We start from the raw sequence: 16,579 nt of genomic DNA, 5'->3' as shown, positions 1-16,579 counted from the left end.
AAAACCCGCTCCGGCAAAATCATGCGCCGCATCCTGCGCAAAATCGCCGAAAACGACACCGGCGCCCTCGGAGACACTTCAACCCTCGCCGACCCATCCGTCGTCGACGAATTGATTGCGAATTCTCTTTACGCAACCTCAGCGTGAATGTGGTATAAGTTGAGTACCGCTACCACAACATGAGGTGGCGGTACGATCCCCGACCCGCGATTGCGGGTCGACTGGGAAGGGAGGCGGCACACGCATAACGCGGTGTTGCAGTTAAATGATTACGGCAAGCGGCCTTTGATCCGCACCGTGATCGGGGACAAAAGGGAGGAGCCGCAAATGGCGGACAACTCACAAAATAATGCTTACTGGGCAGCGAACAAACGGATCATCGGCGTTAGCCTCGTGATCTGGTTCCTGTGTTCATTCGGTGCAGGTATCCTGTTCCGTCCAATGCTTTCGGGCATCAAAATCGGCGGGACGGATCTGGGCTTTTGGTTCGCACAACAGGGCTCGATTATCGTGTTCCTCGTGTTGATCTTCACCTACGCGATCAAAATGAACAAACTCGACAAAGAACACGGCGTCGACGAATAAGGAACCCGGAGAATGGATCAGTTTACCCTCAACCTCATCGTTGTGGGCGCGACTTTTGCGCTCTACATCGGTATCGCGATCTGGGCCCGTGCGGGGTCCACATCTGAATTCTATGCGGCTGGCCGTGGGGTTAACCCCATCGTCAACGGCATGGCAACCGGCGCCGACTGGATGTCCGCAGCCTCGTTTATTTCGATGGCCGGTATCATCTCCTTTGGCGGCTACAACACCTCTGCCTACCTGATGGGGTGGACGGGTGGCTACGTGCTTCTCGCCATGCTCATCGCGCCTTACCTGCGCAAGTTCGGCAAGTTCACGGTGCCCGAGTTCATCGGCGACCGTTTCTATAGCCAAACGGCCCGCACCGTGGCTGTTATCTGTCTCATCGTAGCGTCGCTTACCTATGTGATCGGCCAGATGACAGGCGTTGGCGTTGCGTTCTCGCGCTTCCTCGAAGTGGACAACACAACAGGTCTGTTGATCGGGGCGGCCATCGTGTTCTTCTACGCGGTGATCGGCGGCATGAAGGGCATCACCTACACGCAGGTGGCCCAGTATGTTGTGTTGATTACGGCCTACACCATCCCTGCGATCTTTATCTCGCTCAAACTCACCGGCAACCCGCTTCCTCCACTCGGTCTCTTTGCAGATGCCAAGTCAACGGGTGTGCCGCTGCTTGAAACACTCAACGGGATGCTCGCGGATCTCGGGTTTGCCGAGTACACCAAACAGTCGGATACGACCCTGAACATGTTCTTGTTCACCGTGTCCCTCATGATCGGGACCGCCGGTCTGCCCCACGTCATCGTGCGCTTCTTTACGGTTCCGACCGTGGCCGCTGCACGGTCGTCTGCGGGTTGGGCCCTGGTCTTTATCGCGCTCCTTTACCTCACGGCTCCCGCTGTGGGCGCAATGGCGCGTGTGAACCTGATCGACACCTTCTACCCGAATGGCACAACCAGTGCGGCATTGTCCGTGGATGAAATCGAAGCGGGCGTGGATGCACGTGGCAACGACATCAACTGGCTGAAGAACTGGGAGAAAACAGGTCTTCTCGGGTTCGAGGACAAAAACGGTGACGGCCTCATCCAGTATAATGGTGGCGCTGACAACGAGCTGAACGTGAACCGTGACATCATCACGCTTGCCAACCCCGAGATTGCCAACCTTCCCGGTTGGGTGATCGCACTGGTGGCTGCGGGTGGCCTTGCGGCGGCACTTTCAACCGCGGCGGGTCTGTTGATGGCGATCTCGTCGGCTGTGTCGCACGACCTTATCAAGTCGCAGATCAACCCGGGGATTTCGGAAAAAGGCGAACTGTTGTCCGCTCGTATCTCCATGGCTGTGGCAATCCTGGTTGCGACCTACCTTGGCATGAATCCTCCGGGCTTTGCCGCTCAAACCGTGGCGCTTGCCTTCGGTCTGGCTGCATCCTCGATCTTCCCTGCCTTGATGATGGGGATCTTCTCCAAGCGCGTGAACAACAAAGGCGCGGTTGCGGGTATGCTCGCAGGTCTGGGTGTGACGCTCGTCTACATCTTCCTGCACAAGGGGTGGTTCTTCATTCCGGGAACAGCATCCTTTGACGACAGCAATCCGCTGCTCTTGTCGATCAAATCGACGTCCTTTGGCGCAATCGGCGCGGCCGTCAACTTCATCGTTGCCTTCACCGTTTCGAACGCAACCGATGATGTTCCTGACGAGATCGCCGAACTGGTCGAGAGCATCCGCGTTCCGCGTGGCGCAGGCTCCGCAGTGGACCACTAAAACGGGTTTGGGCTAGCCCTCGGGCCGGCCCCTCTCCATACTGCGGGCGCGGAGGCTACACAGCTTTCGCGCCCTTTTCAATTCAGCCGACGGATCCCCACGATGACCGCCTCAACCAAGATCCTTACCTTTCTCGAAACCGCCCACCCCTATGACGTGCTGCCACGCGCCGAGTTGGAGGAACTGGCGCACTCCTTTGCCCGCAAACAGGTCAAAGAGGGCGAGACGATCTATGTCCACGGCGATCTGCTCGAGGGGCTCTATCTGGTGAAAGACGGCTCTGTCGAAATCACCGATGTAAACGGCGGGCAGGTCTCGCTTTTGCAAAAATCCAACCATTTCGGTGAGCGCGGATTGTTGCGCGACGGTATGGCCGCGACCACCGCAACCGCCGTCTCGGACGCCACACTTCTGGTGCTCGCACCGCAGGCCTTCAAGGCCGAGGTGGCCCGCAATCCCGCCTTTGCCCGCTATTTCAATCGCGGTCAGGCCCGCCCGCAGGCTGCCGCAGGCCTGATGACGCAACACGTCTCGGACCTCATGGCCAAAGACCCTGTGACCTGTCCTGTCGACATGGCCATTCTCGACTGTGCGCGTCTGATGCGCGACCGCCGTGTATCGTGCCTTGCCGTCACCGAAGGTGCGACCCTCAAGGGTCTGGTGACCGTGCGCGACATGACGAACAAGGTGTTGGCCGAAGGCATGGACACCACCCTGCCCGTCCGCGTGATTATGACGCCCGACCCCATCACTCTGGAGCCCTCCGCACTTGGGACCGATGTGATCCAAACCATGCTCGAGGCAAAAATCGGCCACCTGCCGATTGCCGAGGCCGGTCGCCTCGTAGGTATGGTCACCCAAACCGACATCACGGGCTTTTTCGGCTCGTCGCAAACGCAGATGATTTTCGAACTGACCAAAGCCGCAACCATTGCGGAGATGGCCGAAGTCACCGCCCGCCTTCCTACATTCTTGATGCAACTGGTGGGGGCGCACCTGCCCCATGACGTTGTGACCCGAAAAATCACCGATGTGACAGATATCGTCACCCGCCGTCTGCTTAAGATGTACGAAAGCACCTTTGGTGACGCCCCCGTTCCCTACCTGTGGGCCGCCTGCGGCAGCCAAGGCCGCCAAGAACAAACAGGCGTCTCCGATCAGGACAACTGCCTCATCATCGACAACGCCGCCACCGAGGCCGATATGGCCTATTTCAACGCCATGGCCAAATACGTCTGTGACGGGTTGAACGCCTGTGGCTACGTCTATTGCCCCGGCGACATGATGGCGATGGCGGACCGGTGGTGCCAACGGCTTTCGGTATGGGAGGGCTATTTCGACGCATGGATCAACAAACCCGATGGCGAGGCGCAAATGCTCGCCTCCGTGATGTTCGACCTGCGCCCGATTGCGGGCGACAAGACGCTATTCAAACCACTGCAAGAGACCGCTCTGGCCGCGGCCAAAAAGAACTCGATCTTTGTGGCCTATATGATTTCCAATTCGCTCAAACACACGCCGCCCCTTGGTATGCTGCGCGGGTTCGCGACCATTAAATCGGGCGAGCAACGCGGCCACCTCGATATGAAACACAACGGGGTCGTCCCCCTCGTCGATCTGGGCCGCGTCTATGCGCTCCAAAGCGGCAGTGCGGCGGTCAACACCCGTGCGCGCATCGACGCCGCAATTGAAGCAGGCGTCATTTCGCAATCCGGCGGGGCCGACCTTTTGGCCGCCTATGACACCATCGCAACCGCCCGTCTGGAACACCAGGCCGAACAGGTCCGCACAGGCACAGCGCCCGACAACTACCTGAGCCCCTCGGCCATTCCCGCCTTTGAGCGCTCCCACCTGCGCGATGCCTTCGTGATCGTGCGCACTATGCAATCCTCGCTCGGTTCCTCATCGGCGCGCAGCTAACAAAAGGGCCCACCCCATGCTTCTCGAATTCATTGCTGTTATCGCCCTCGGTGGGGGCATCGCGGGCCTCGTGATGCTGATCCAGAAACTCACCCGCAATGCCTTGCCACGATGGATCACCCCCGCCGCCGCCGGTCTGGCCATGCTCGGCTTTGCGGTCTGGAGCGAGTATTCGTGGCTTGACCGCACCGCAGTGGCACTTGGCCCCGACACGGTTGTTGCCGCCTCGATCGAGCGCAAGCAAATCTGGCGGCCATGGACCTTTCTCGTGCCTGTCACCACACGGTTCATCGCGGTGGATATGGGCAAGGTCCAGATCAAAGACACCACCGTGGCCACCAACCTATACTTGATGTCGCGGTGGCAAGAGGGCGCCATCGTCCCCGTGGCATTCGATTGCAAACTGGGACGCCGCGCCGATATTTTCAAAGGCTTCTCGGGCAACCTCGAGGCCGATCTCGCAGGAGCCAACTGGATCACTCTGGAGGAGGGAGATCCGATTTTGGCACAGGCCTGCACCGCGCTCGAATAGGGCGCACCACATATGAGGGAGGGGAAACAACGATGCACGACCCACGCCATATCCTGCTCGTTGAGGACGAAGACAACATCGCCATAGCGGTCGGATTATTGCTCGAACGCGAAGGCTACCGCGTCACCCGCACGGCCATCGGGTCTCAAGCCTTGCCCAACCTGCGCGCCATCACCCCCGACCTTGTCATTCTCGACGTGACCCTGCCCGAAATGTCGGGCTATGAAATCTGCCAACAATTGCGCCGCGATCCCGAGTTGGGCCAAACGCCTGTCCTGATGATGTCGGCCCGCACCGCCCCCGCCGAGCGCCGCAAGGCGATGGCACTGGGTGCGGATGCCTTTCTCGCCAAACCATTCGCGGTTCAGGATTTGATCACAGCCGTGACCCGCCTGTCACAAGGGACACAACCATGAGAATTGAACACTGGTCCCTGCGTCTGCGCGTCTTTTTGTTCTTTGCGTTTTTGTCCGCTGCGGGCATTGGCGCGGTTTCGGCAGGGCTGTATTTCGGCTTTCACCGCCTTGGCATCCCCGCGGCCCTCGACGGGTTCATATTCGCGGGCGCTGTGTCCGGCTTTGCGATCCTTGGTGTGACCGTATGGATCTGGCTGATGTTCGATGAAAACATCGCCAAACCGATCCAGCGGCTTTCGGGCGGAATGCTCGCACGCGCCCATGCGGATGTAGACGACGAGCTGGACGAGGCCACCGCCCGATATCTGGGCGATCTGGCCCCCGCCGCACGGGCCGTAACCAAGAACCTGAGCACAACGCGCAATCAACTGGCAGAATCCGTGGCTCAGGAAACCACACGTCTGGTCGAGGAAAAGGAAAAACTGGCGGCCCTCTCGGCGGAAATGCCGTTCGGCGTCGCACTTTTGTCCGGCACACACAAACTCGCCTTTTACAATGGTGCCGCCGCAGAATTGCTCGGCGCGGATCACGCACCGGGATTGGATCATTCGATTTTCGACTTCCTGCGCGAAGCTCCGATCCGCTCCGCTTATCGCCGCCTGTGCGCGGGCGAAGGCGGTGACGGCCATGTGATTGCCTTGACCGTTGCCACCACACAAGGCGGTCGCACCCTCGCGGCACGTCTGCGCCTGATGCATGCGCCAAGTTCAGGCGAACCCACCCCGCCCTATGTTCTGACCCTTGATGATGTGACCGACGATCTGGCCGTGCATGTTGCACGCGAGGCGCTATTGCGGCGGTTGATCAACCGGTTGCGCCCATCGGTGGCGACCTTGCAAACCACACTCGACGCCCGTGCCTGCGATGAAACCCTGCGCCGCGATGCCCGTCTGGACGCGGCGATGATATCGGAGATGACCGCACTCATCACCGAATTCAGCGAGATCGACACCGCATATGAGGCCGCCAAAAGCGATTGGTGGCCGATGGGTCTCGTGCGCGGCGCGGACCTATGCGATGCCCTCGCCGCCCGGTTCGAGGACGATGGCATCGCACTTTCCGCGGATGTACCTGACCCGATCGACCTGACGATTGATGCCGTTCAAATCATCTCCTTGATTGATCATGTGGCCCAACATCTCACGCGCGACGGGGCAAAGGCACTGTCGCTGCTCATCACGCCCGAGGAGACCGGCGCGATGATTGCGCTCGGGTGGTCGGGCGGACCCTTGTCCGTGGATCGTCTGGATGAGTGGATGCGGCGCGACATCGACGTGGGGTTGGCCCATATGACTGGTCGCGCGATCCTTGATATGCATGGCACCGAAATCTGGCCCGAAGAGGGGCGCGGCTCGCGGGCCGTTCTCAAACTGCCGCTCCGCAAGGCCCGCCGTCCGCGCCGCCAAGCGGGAGAGGGCCGCCGCACCGTGGCCTATGATTTCGACCTCTTGGCCAAAGCCCCGCCCAAAGACCTCGTTGACGCCCCCCTCACCGACCTGACCTATGTCGTGTTCGACACCGAAACCACAGGGCTATTGCCCTCGCAGGGCGACGAGATTTGCCAGATTGCAGCGCTGCGCGTGGTCAACAACAAGATCGTGCAGGGCGAACACTTCGACTGCCTCGTCAATCCCGGTCGGGACATCCCCGCATCCTCCACCGCCGTCCATCACATCACCAATGCGATGGTGAAAGATGCGCCCCCGATCAATGTCGTCGGACACCAATTGCATTCCTTTGCGCGGGACGCTGTTCTGGTCGCCCATAACGCGCCCTTTGATCTCGAATTCCTGCGCCGCCACGAAACCGGCATCGGGGCGAAATTCACCAATCCTGTGCTCGACACGGTGTTGCTCTCGGCGGTGGTTTTCGGCCAAAGTCAGGAACACACGCTCGACGCGATCTGTGAGCGTCTCGGCGTGGTTATCCCGCCCGAGGCACGCCACACCGCAATGGGCGACACGATTGCGACAGCGGATGTGTTCATCAAAATGGTCGGAATGGCGCACCAAAAAGGGATCTCTACTTTCGGCCACATGCTGACCGAAATGCGCAAACACAAACGCCTGTTACAAGACGCCAACGACCACCTCTAAGGCCCGTCACCGAATGGCGCGCACCGATCCGATAGGGCCACGATGATCATAAAACGGCACATGATCGGGCGGCTGCGGCGCGTGCAATGCGGCTTCGACTTCGCCCAGAACAACCCGTGTGACAAACGGGAGATCAAAGCGGCGCGCCGCCTGCAGCGTCACCCATTGCAGGTGTGACAGCTCATCTTCGGCCCGGCTAAAATCATCAATGTCCCCCGCAATCGCGGCGGCATCCGCAAGGAAAAACCGCGCATCAAAGCGGCGTGAGTGTTTGGGCGGCGTGATGGCACGAAACACAAACGACAACCCTGTCACATCCTCGACCACCAATCCCGTTTCCTCACGCAACTCGCGCAAGGCCGCCACGGGAAGGGCATGGACCAACGCGGGATCGGCCTCTGACGCCAATCGCGTCTGGCACAGCGGCGAAAGTGATCCGCACAAAGGCGCATTGAAATCAGCCGCATCCACCGCCCCCCCGGGAAAGACGAATTTTCCGGGCATGAACACCGCACCATGACCGCGCTGCCCCAACAAAACGCGCGGCCCGTCATCGCCCCCTTTACGTAGGACAATAACCGTCGCGGCATCTCTGATCGGGGTATCTGTCATCGTATCAGCCTATCGCCCCTTTACGGTTCGCGAAAGGCCTCACGCGATTTGTAGAGCGGTTTCAAAAGGTACTGCAAAAAGGTCTTTGAGCCTGTGTGCAATTCGACCTGTGCGCGCATACCGGGGCGGATCTCGATGTTCTTTTGACGATCCGTAAGCCCCCCCAAATCGACCGTCGCGGTCACACGGTAATAGGGCTCGGCATTGGGGTCGCGCTCGTCCTTGAACGTATCGGCAGAGACAACTTTCACCTCGCCTTTGAGTGCGCCGTAGATGGTGTAATCATAGGCGGACAGTTTGATTGTGGCCGCCTGCCCCGGCTCGACATGGGCGATGTCTTCGGGGCGCACGCGGGCCTCGATGAACAACTCCTCGTCCACAGGAATGATCTGAACCAACTCCTCTCCCGGGCGGATGACGCCGCCAATGGTGGTCACGGTCAACTCGTTGATAATCCCGCGCATGGGCGATGTAATCACGGTACGGCCCAATTGGTCCTGCGCAAGTGTAAGCGCCTGTCGAACCGAGGCAATTTCGCGCAGCGTTTCCGAATACTCCTCGGCCCGTTTCAACTCGGTCTGGCTCACGGTTTCGTTGTATTTTGCCTGTGCGTCCGAATGGGCTTTGCGTGCGCGGGTCACTTCGATCAGGGCGACAACGTTTTTGGTGAGCATATCCTCCATCAGGGACCGCTCGGCCTCCGCCTGTTTCAACACGGCCATGGCGCCGTCTTTCCGGGCCAGATAATCCGCCGTCCGCGCGGTCAAAAGCGCCCGCTCCGAGGCCAATACACGCTCGGCACGTGCGGCCAGATCCTCGGGAACATCAAACGCATCCTCGCCTTTGAGTTCGGCCTCAAGACGCAACTGGCGCACACTCAGCGCGTCAAGTTGCTCTTGGAGGTCATCGGTGGAGGTGCGGAATTCTGTGCCTTGCAAACGGGCCAGAACCTGACCCTTTTCGACCGTATCGCCCTCCTCGACGAGCATCTCCGACAGGATACCGCCCTCAAGGTTTTGAACGATCTGCGAGCGCGAGGAGGAAATCATTTCACCGTCAGAGCGCACAATTTCGTCGACCGTGGCAATCGACGCCCACAGGATAAAGACCACAACCACCAAGGCCGCGATCCGGATCACCCAACCGGGTTTGTCGAGATCTCTTTCAAGCACATTGTCGAGCGTGACCATCAGGCTTTTCCTTGCACTTTGGCAAGGTGGGCGGTGACCTGATCGCGCGGGCCATCCACAACCATGCGGCCATCCTTGAACACCATCACACGGTCGGTCAGGTCCACAATCGGCATACGGTGCGTGGCAATCACTGCTGTGCGGTTCTCCAGCCACCCCGCGACCCGTTTGATCAGCTTCGCCTCAAGTGCCTGATCTAGGGCGGCGGTCGGTTCGTCAAGCAAGCACACAGACGGATTTTGAAGCCACAACCGCGCCCATCCGATCGACTGGCGTTGTCCGACGGAAAGCCCCTCGCCACCGTCACGAATATCAAGATCGAGCCCGCGGTGGTGACTGCGTACGAACGCACCGAGACCTGCGAAATCAAGGGCGCAATAGAGGTGGTCATCGCCATGATGCAGCCCGCCAAGCGACAGGTTGTCACGCAACGTCCCCGCGAACAGGCGCACATCCTGACCCAGATAGCCGACGTTGCGACGCACATCGCGCGGATCGATCTGGTTCATCTCTGCCCCGTCGAGCATCACACGTCCCTGGCTTGGAGCATAAAGCCCCGCAAGCAGTTTCAAAAAGGTCGACTTGCCCGAGCCGTTGGCCCCGAGCACAGCAATCTTTTGACCCGCCTTGAGATCAAGACCGGGAATATCGAGGCTCGGCGCACCATCGGCGTCATAGCGGAATTGCACTTCGCGCAGCGCAAATTCACCCGTAATGGTTTCGCGACGCAAATAGCTGCGCGTCGGGTCGTTGTCTTGGGCGGAATCGGCAATCACATCCAACCCGTTGAGCGCCGTTTTCACGTTGCTCCACCGCGCCAGAGTTCCCGACAATTGCGCCAGTGGCGCAAGGGTACGTGACGTCAAAATACCCGTGGCAATAATTGTCCCGACGGTAAATTCCCCCGCAAAGACAAGGTAAGTGCCCGCCACCACAGCCCCGACATAGGTCAATTGCTGTACGGCCTGCGCCCAGAATGTCAAAAGCCCCGCGAGTTTGCGCTGTTCCGACGATTTCACCGAGGACAACAGGTTCAACTCATCCCAAATCCGTTTGATCCGGTCTTCGCCACGCTGCGATTTGATCGTGTCCAGTTCAAACACCGCCTCATGCAACAACCGCGAGGCCTGCGCCGAGGCCCCTTGGGTCTCTTTGGTCAGTTGCATCATCCGCTTTTGGAAAAAATACCCCGGGACAACCATGAGAATGGCGCCCGCGATGAGCAAGAACACCACGGGGCCGGCGATGGAGGCGACAAGTGCAAAGAACAAAAAGATGAACGGAATATCCGCCACCGTGCCGATGGTGGTGGAGGTAAAGAACTCGCGCACCGAGCCGAATTCGCGCATGGCCGAAAACAGTCCCGAGGGCGTATTGGGCCGCGCATCCGAACGCATTCCCAAAATCCGGTCCATCAACAGCGATTGCACCTTGGTCTCGATCTGGCGCCCCGACCCGTCCATGAGGCGCGAACGGGCGAGTTTGAGAACAGCCTCAAGCGCAATGGCGACACCGGCGCCAAGCGCCAGAACCCACAACGTGGCCTGACTTTGGTGCGGGATCACGCGATCATAGACCTGCAAGGAAAACAGCGCGACAGCGACAGCCAACATATTGGCCACAAGCGACCCGAGCGCAATCTCGCCGATTTGACGCTTGTACCCTTTGAACTGCCCCCAAAACCAATGCGCGCTCTCAAGGTTCGGCACATACGAGCGCGACAGCGCCTCAAGCGTCTTGCCCGCCCGCACGATCGTACCGGAAAAATAGGGCGCAAATTCGGCTTGCAAAACCTCTGCCGTGTGGTCGGGCGCAGAGCGGTCGTGAATTTTCAACACGCCGTCCTCTTGGCCCAGAACCAATACGATATGACCGGACGTCATATAGGCCAACGCAGGCCATACGCGGGGTTTAAGTGCCGTGAGGGTCGCGACCTCGGCGTCCAGGCCCGTCTGTTTGAGGGCCTGTGCCATTGTGGCGGGCGCGATATCGCCCGACTGCGCCCCGAAACTATCGAGCACATCGGACACCGTGGCCAGAACACCAAACCGCGACGCCAACAGGGTGACAAGCTCGGCGCGTTGCACGGTTTGCTTCGACACGCTCGATGGCGCTGTTGCTTCGGGTGCTGTTGCTTCGGGCGCAGGTGGACGTACGTCGCTCGGGACGGCTGCGGTGTGTGGTGCAATTGCCTGTGGTGCGGATTGTGGCGAGACGGGCTGTGGCTCTTGCGGTTGGGCGCGCTGTGGCTCGACCGTGGCCATAACAACGGGCGCGGCCTTTGCCATCGCCGCCGTCTGCGCCACAAGGCGCTCGCTCTTGAGACGCTCGGCCATGCGGGCTTTTGCTTCGGCCTTTACGGTCTCGGCATCTTTTTTCACAGGTTCCGAGACATCCGAAGCGGACCGCGCACGGGCAAACCGTTTGGCCTTGGCCTCTTCCCGCGCTCGGCGCTCCTCGACCAACTCCCGCGCAAGGCGCTCTTCGCGGTCCTTGGCGTCTTTCGCAGATTTGGCGGCCATTGCCCGCACAGCCTTGGCAGCGGCGCGTTTCTTGTCTTGGTGAGGATCGACCACATCGGCGTTCGGCGGTGCGACCACCGGCGCCGGTTGCGACCGGCCGCCCAAATGGACCGTCATCGGTCCGATTTTGCTCTCGGGCGCCTTGGCTTTGTTCGACACATCCTTGGGCGCGATAGGACGCGCTGACGTGATCTTGAATGCCAATTTACGTCCTGTGCTCAAATCTCTACTCCGTTTGCCAATGTACCGGCCAAACGGGCTGCTTCCAGCTGTGTTTGAACAATGTCGTATTTCACATCGATATGTTTCAACTCGTCACGGATCATTTGCTCATAGACGTTCAGAACATCCATGACAGTCTTTTTCCCCGCTTCAAACTGGTCCTGGAACAAACGGTAGTTGGAGCGCGATTGTTGCACCAGATCGGCGGCGTCGCGTTCCTTGCGCTGCAAGGCCTCCAAGCTGCTTTCAAGGCGCGACCGTTGACGTGCAGCCGTTTCTTGCGCCCGCCCGACGAGGGCAAGAGACGCCTCTTCGCGGGCTTTGCTCGCGTCCATTTCGGCGCGGGTGCCAAGCCCCAATCCGCTACCCTCATAGTCGAGAGAGGCCGAGCCGTTGTTGCCCAACACGCCCGTGGCAGACAAGGCAGGCAAAAGCGAGGCACGCTCGACCCGCGCTTCGGCGGCGGCCCGTTTGGCCTCGGCCCGTGCGCGCACCACATCAAGACTTTCGAGCGATGAGGAAGAGAGCTTTATTCCGCGTGGTTCGGTCAACTCGGGGACCGAATGCCCCGACATCATCGCGCCCAATTCGTCTATGGCACTGTCGCGGGCCTCGCGGTGGGTCGCGGCTTCATGTTCCATCTCGGAGATTTTGGAATGAACCACACGCTCGTCGGCAAGACTGGACAGCCCGCCACGCACACGTTCGCTCACAACACGGTTAAATTCGCGCATCCGGCCAAGGCCGCTTGTCGCCATAACCGATTTTTCACGCGCCTCGGCGGCCACCACCAACAATTCCAACCCCGAATGCACGCGGTCGTTTTCGTCCTGGGCCAAGGCCACTGCGGCCACTTCGACATCGGCGGCGGCAAATTCGCGTTCGGCTTTTTTCTTGCCGTTGTCGTAAAGGACCTGATTGATCAACAGACCCGCCGCAAACTCCCCGAGCGAGGTCAGCGAAATGGAGGGGCCGATTGTGGGCAACCAGTTTTTATCACGCGAGACCGACCGCATTTTGGCCGCCCGCAGTTCTGCTTGTGCCACACCGGACGACGTTTCGAGCAAGGTGGACGCCAGTTGGTCGTAGGGCGATCCCGCATCCAACACACTGCGCCGCGCAATCAGCCCCGAAATGATGTCCGATCCCGTATCCGTATTGGCGGCGGCAAGTTGCGACGCCCCCGCATCAACGGCGGGCGTCGCCGCCATTTGGTCGCGCATAAAGGCCACCGGCCTGACCTCGGACAGCTTGGACATCACGGGGGCGTCCATGCATCCTGACAGGGCTGTCGTGGCCCCGATCACGATACAAATTGAAAGACCCTTGCGCATAAAACCCTCACTCAACACCCGCGCGAACTGGATCCGTAAGGACACTTGCGTGTCCGTTACGGCAGCACCACTTCGATATCGTGGTCGACAAGGATCTGGCCTTCGGTGCCCATCGTGTAGACATCATAGGTTGCTCCGTCGATCTCGGTCGATTGACCCGTGTTTGTCGCACCTTCGAGCACCACACGGTCGTCTTCGCCACCGTGAATGGTAATCGCACGGTCCACACCGGCAAGACGATCCAGATCAGCCGCGTTGAGCGTGACCTGACCACCGTTCACGAACTGGAGGTCAATCGCGCCAAGTTCGAACCCGTCAAGACCCACGTTATCGAGGTCCACATCAAACATCGCGCCATCAGGACGCTCGTTTGTGGTGTCGAGCACGAACAATGTGTCGGACTGGTTGCCCGCCGTGTCCTCGGAGGACAGCACGATTTGCGATCCGTTCGGGACCTTGTTGCCAAAAACCATCATCGTCTCTTCGCCAACGTCAAGGTTGGTGGACGACACTTCGGTCACCTGCCCCGCCTCGCTGACGGCAAAGGCCGTGACATCATCGTCGGTCGTCTCGATGGACACCGAACGGATGCCCGTCGTGTCGCGCATAACCGCCTCGACAACGGGCTCGGTGCCAATCGTGTCGATTTCGATCGTCGAGCTTTCAGTCAATGTGTTGCCCGCCGCGTCCCGCGCCTCGATGGTCACATCCGCAAAGCGTTCACCGCCGGCAATAACGCCATCCCCGTAGGACACCGTCCAGTTGCCATTGCCATCAACACTCGCCTGTTGGCGCACGCCATCAACGGTAACAAACACAACCGAACCGGCCTCGACCTCGCCCGACAGGACAAGACCGCCATCCAATTCCGCGCCGTTAAACACGCCGTCAGCACCACCAACAGTGCTGTTCATGCCAAGCTCGGTAACGAGCGTGTCATAGGTCAGCGTGTCGGACAGGGTCGCCACGTTGCCCGCAGGATCGGTTGCGATCACCTGAATTGGCATTGACCCTTCGCCCGACGGAATAGTGCCCGCAGGCAGCGTGTAGGACCATGCCCCCGCACCATTAGCGGCCACAGTGAACTCGGATCCGCCCACCGTGATGACCACCGTGGAATAGGGCTCCACCTGACCGTTCAACTCGACGCCCGCGTCGGCTTCGACCTTGTTGACGACACCGTCAGAGCCGCCGAAATCGGACAGGTTATTGAAATTGGTAACGTATGTGTCGACCTCAATGGCGCGCGTCACCGTTTTGGTGTTGCCCGCATCATCGGTGATCGTCGCTGTCGCTTCGGTCATGTATTCGCCTGCGATCACTTCGCTTGCGGCAAATTTCACCGCGAACGAACCGCTCGACGAGGCCCGGACCGTGTGGGACGCATCCCCCAAAGTCACGACAACATTCAGACCCGGCGTCGCGGTACCTGTGATCCAGACACCGTCAGAAGCCTCTTCGAAGTTGATAACATCGTCACCCTCAACCGGGCTTGACGACAGGGACACGTTGCCCGCGATCGTATCAACGCGCACGGAGGTCGCAGAGGTCGCGGAGTTGCCCGCCGCATCCGTAGCCACAGCCGTCAATGTCGTATTGTATTCACCCGAGGGCAAAGTCCCTGCAGGAAGCGTCACATTCCACACGCCGTTCGCGCCGGCGGTCGTCGTCATTTCGACACCTTGTAGCGTCACCACAACAGTCGAACCCGCTTCGGCCGTGCCGGAGAACGTCAACGGCTGACCGCTTTCGTTCAGGTTCACGATGCTGTCGCCACCCGAATGGTTCGGATCGATTGCGACCCCCATCTCGGTATCAATATGGAACATGCCGGATGTGGTCGAGACGTTGCCCGCCGCATCGGTGGACACCGCCGTCACATTGGCGTCATAGGTGCCTTGGGGCAGCGTGCCGTTGGCATAGTTGACGGTCCACGACCCATCGCCACCGACCGTCGTCGTGCGCGACACGCCCGCGACCGTGACCACCACAGTGGACCCCGCCTCGCCCGTACCGGACAAGGCAACACCGGATTGCATCTCGTTAAGGTTTACCGTGCCATCCCCGCCTGCGGATCCCGCATTCACGGTCAGGCTACTTTCGAGGTCGATGTGAACGTTGTGCGCATAACTCGCGGCATTGCCCGCCGCATCCGTCACCGTCGCGGAAATCGTGCTATCGTAGGTGCCGACCGTAAATTGCGATCCGTCGAACACAGCGCTCCACGTTCCATCCTGACCGACCGTTGTGGTGACCTCTTGACCCTCCATCGTGACGACAACCGTCGCGCCCGCCTCGGATGTCCCCGAAACAGTCACATCGCCTGTTGCCTCGTCGATATTGATCACATTGTCGCCCGCAACCGTATCAAACGTCAGGTTCTCGGCCTCGGTATCCACCAAAAGCGTATCGGTTACGGTGGTCGAATTGCCCGCCTCGTCGGTGGCCGTCACAGTGACATCCGTGGAGTATTCGCCCTCGTCGATCGTATCACTGTCGAAATCAACCGACCAGGAGCCGTCCTCACCCACCGTAGTTGTCTCGGTGGTGTCATTGACCGTCACATCAACCGTCGCGCCCGGCTCGCCATCACCCGAAATGGTGAAGCTGCCACTATCGTAATCGTCGCCATTGACGATTGTTCCGGTGCCCTCGGTGCCATCCGTAATCGTGACGTCGGGCGCGGTTGTATCGGCAACGCCGCCCCCGCCGCCATTGCCATCAATGATCGTCCCCGCTGCCAAAGCCGCCGCAGCACCGCCACCAAGACCCAAAAGCGGCCCCAGACCCAATGCGCCCGCGATCGGGGCAACAACCGGCTCGATCCGCTCAAGGTCGAGAAAGACCATCTGGTCGTATTCGCTCCACTTGCCGGACAGATCGACATCGCCATAGCTCGCAACAAGTACGCCCTCGGATGTATCCGCAAACTCGACTTCGGAAATAAATCCGCGCTCGGAGAGGAGAAGCTCCTTCTCGCCGCCAACGAAATACCCCTCAAGGCGGATTTCCTTGCCACCGACCAACGTGAGGACCAAATCCCCGCCGTCGCGCGCATAACCGGAAATCGCGGCCTGCGTTGTATTCAAGGAAATATCTTCGATCCCCGCCATACGGATAACTTCGACATCACCCGCGAGAGAAAGACTGCCTGTGTCGATTTCGCCCGCAGTGTTGCGGACGGTAAATTGTAAACCTACCATTGTACATATTCACTTTTGCTCAAGTATGTGCCGTGTATCCCGAATTTGGCCACAGCTATCATTACGCTCAACTCTCGATACTAACGTATAGTCGAATCACTTGCTAGATTTTTCTCATACCGGCTGACAAAAAACGCCATTTTACCACCAGATAACGACAGCAGCGTCTGGATATATTCA

At 59.6% G+C, this 16,579-nt stretch carries 11 protein-coding genes; 6 read left to right on the top strand and 5 right to left on the bottom strand.

What is annotated here, in order from left to right:
* Positions 1 to 327: 327 nt before the first annotated feature.
* The 6 genes from ACN0Q0_RS13945 (at position 328) to ACN0Q0_RS13920 (ending at position 7,316) form a co-directional block, all read left to right on the top strand.
* Positions 328 to 585 (top strand): DUF4212 domain-containing protein, encoded by a 258-nt coding sequence (locus ACN0Q0_RS13945; RefSeq protein WP_417244011.1) that lies wholly within the window; start codon positions 328 to 330, stop codon positions 583 to 585.
* Positions 586 to 597: 12 nt separating this feature from the next.
* Positions 598 to 2,352 (top strand): sodium:solute symporter family protein, encoded by a 1,755-nt coding sequence (locus tag ACN0Q0_RS13940; RefSeq protein WP_417244010.1) that lies wholly within the window; start codon positions 598 to 600, stop codon positions 2,350 to 2,352.
* 102 nt (positions 2,353 to 2,454) lie between these two features.
* Positions 2,455 to 4,272: a putative nucleotidyltransferase substrate binding domain-containing protein gene (locus ACN0Q0_RS13935; protein ID WP_417244009.1), complete on the top strand. Its 1,818-nt coding sequence runs from the start codon at positions 2,455 to 2,457 to the stop codon at positions 4,270 to 4,272.
* Between the two features lie 16 nt (positions 4,273 to 4,288).
* Positions 4,289 to 4,804, top strand: a complete 516-nt coding sequence (locus tag ACN0Q0_RS13930; RefSeq protein WP_417244008.1) for a hypothetical protein — start codon at positions 4,289 to 4,291, stop codon at positions 4,802 to 4,804.
* A gap of 32 nt (positions 4,805 to 4,836) precedes the next feature.
* Positions 4,837 to 5,220: a response regulator transcription factor gene (locus ACN0Q0_RS13925; RefSeq protein WP_417244007.1), complete on the top strand. Its 384-nt coding sequence runs from the start codon at positions 4,837 to 4,839 to the stop codon at positions 5,218 to 5,220.
* Entirely contained in the window at positions 5,217 to 7,316 is a 2,100-nt protein-coding gene (locus tag ACN0Q0_RS13920) for an exonuclease domain-containing protein (RefSeq protein ID WP_417244006.1), read from the top strand. The genes ACN0Q0_RS13925 and ACN0Q0_RS13920 overlap by 4 nt, the downstream gene beginning before the upstream one ends.
* Positions 7,317 to 7,322: 6 nt before the next feature.
* Here the strand turns inward: ACN0Q0_RS13920 and ACN0Q0_RS13915 are convergent, their stop codons facing one another.
* The 5 genes from ACN0Q0_RS13915 to ACN0Q0_RS13895 all read right to left on the bottom strand — a co-directional run bounded on the left by ACN0Q0_RS13915 (position 7,323) and on the right by ACN0Q0_RS13895 (position 16,399).
* Positions 7,323 to 7,928, bottom strand: coding sequence for an NUDIX hydrolase (locus ACN0Q0_RS13915; RefSeq protein WP_417244005.1), 606 nt, complete (start codon positions 7,926 to 7,928; stop codon positions 7,323 to 7,325).
* A gap of 20 nt (positions 7,929 to 7,948) precedes the next feature.
* A complete protein-coding gene (locus ACN0Q0_RS13910) occupies positions 7,949 to 9,118 on the bottom strand; it encodes an HlyD family type I secretion periplasmic adaptor subunit (protein ID WP_417244004.1) in 1,170 nt (389 codons plus the stop codon).
* The gene (locus tag ACN0Q0_RS13905; RefSeq protein WP_417244016.1) at positions 9,118 to 11,382 is read right to left on the bottom strand and encodes an ATP-binding cassette domain-containing protein; all 2,265 of its coding nucleotides are present in this window, start codon (positions 11,380 to 11,382) and stop codon (positions 9,118 to 9,120) included. The genes ACN0Q0_RS13910 and ACN0Q0_RS13905 overlap by 1 nt, the downstream gene beginning before the upstream one ends.
* A 476-nt stretch (positions 11,383 to 11,858) precedes the next feature.
* Entirely contained in the window at positions 11,859 to 13,196 is a 1,338-nt protein-coding gene (locus ACN0Q0_RS13900) for a TolC family protein (protein ID WP_417244003.1), read from the bottom strand.
* Positions 13,197 to 13,252: 56 nt separating this feature from the next.
* Entirely contained in the window at positions 13,253 to 16,399 is a 3,147-nt protein-coding gene (locus ACN0Q0_RS13895; RefSeq protein WP_417244002.1) for an Ig-like domain-containing protein, read from the bottom strand.
* Positions 16,400 to 16,579: the final 180 nt, after the last annotated feature.

The sequence above is a fragment of the Celeribacter sp. genome (assembly GCF_048259695.1).
Classification (GTDB): Bacteria; Pseudomonadota; Alphaproteobacteria; order Rhodobacterales; family Rhodobacteraceae; genus Celeribacter.
The sequence above is the reverse complement of the archived record's forward strand: the minus strand, read 5'-3'. Positions and strand labels throughout refer to the sequence as shown.

Bases quoted from the DNA above. Each gene is read 5' to 3' on its own strand.
- ACN0Q0_RS13945 (WP_417244011.1), top strand. From the start codon at position 328: ATGGCGGACAACTCACAAAATAATGCTTACTGGGCAGCGAACAAACGG.
- ACN0Q0_RS13940 (WP_417244010.1), top strand. From the start codon at position 598: ATGGATCAGTTTACCCTCAACCTCATCGTTGTGGGCGCGACTTTTGCG.
- ACN0Q0_RS13935 (WP_417244009.1), top strand. From the start codon at position 2,455: ATGACCGCCTCAACCAAGATCCTTACCTTTCTCGAAACCGCCCACCCC.
- ACN0Q0_RS13930 (WP_417244008.1), top strand. From the start codon at position 4,289: ATGCTTCTCGAATTCATTGCTGTTATCGCCCTCGGTGGGGGCATCGCG.
- ACN0Q0_RS13925 (WP_417244007.1), top strand. From the start codon at position 4,837: ATGCACGACCCACGCCATATCCTGCTCGTTGAGGACGAAGACAACATC.
- ACN0Q0_RS13920 (WP_417244006.1), top strand. From the start codon at position 5,217: ATGAGAATTGAACACTGGTCCCTGCGTCTGCGCGTCTTTTTGTTCTTT.
- ACN0Q0_RS13915 (WP_417244005.1), bottom strand. From the start codon at position 7,928: ATGACAGATACCCCGATCAGAGATGCCGCGACGGTTATTGTCCTACGT.
- ACN0Q0_RS13910 (WP_417244004.1), bottom strand. From the start codon at position 9,118: ATGGTCACGCTCGACAATGTGCTTGAAAGAGATCTCGACAAACCCGGT.
- ACN0Q0_RS13905 (WP_417244016.1), bottom strand. From the start codon at position 11,382: ATGGCCACGGTCGAGCCACAGCGCGCCCAACCGCAAGAGCCACAGCCC.
- ACN0Q0_RS13900 (WP_417244003.1), bottom strand. From the start codon at position 13,196: ATGCGCAAGGGTCTTTCAATTTGTATCGTGATCGGGGCCACGACAGCC.
- ACN0Q0_RS13895 (WP_417244002.1), bottom strand. From the start codon at position 16,399: ATGGTAGGTTTACAATTTACCGTCCGCAACACTGCGGGCGAAATCGAC.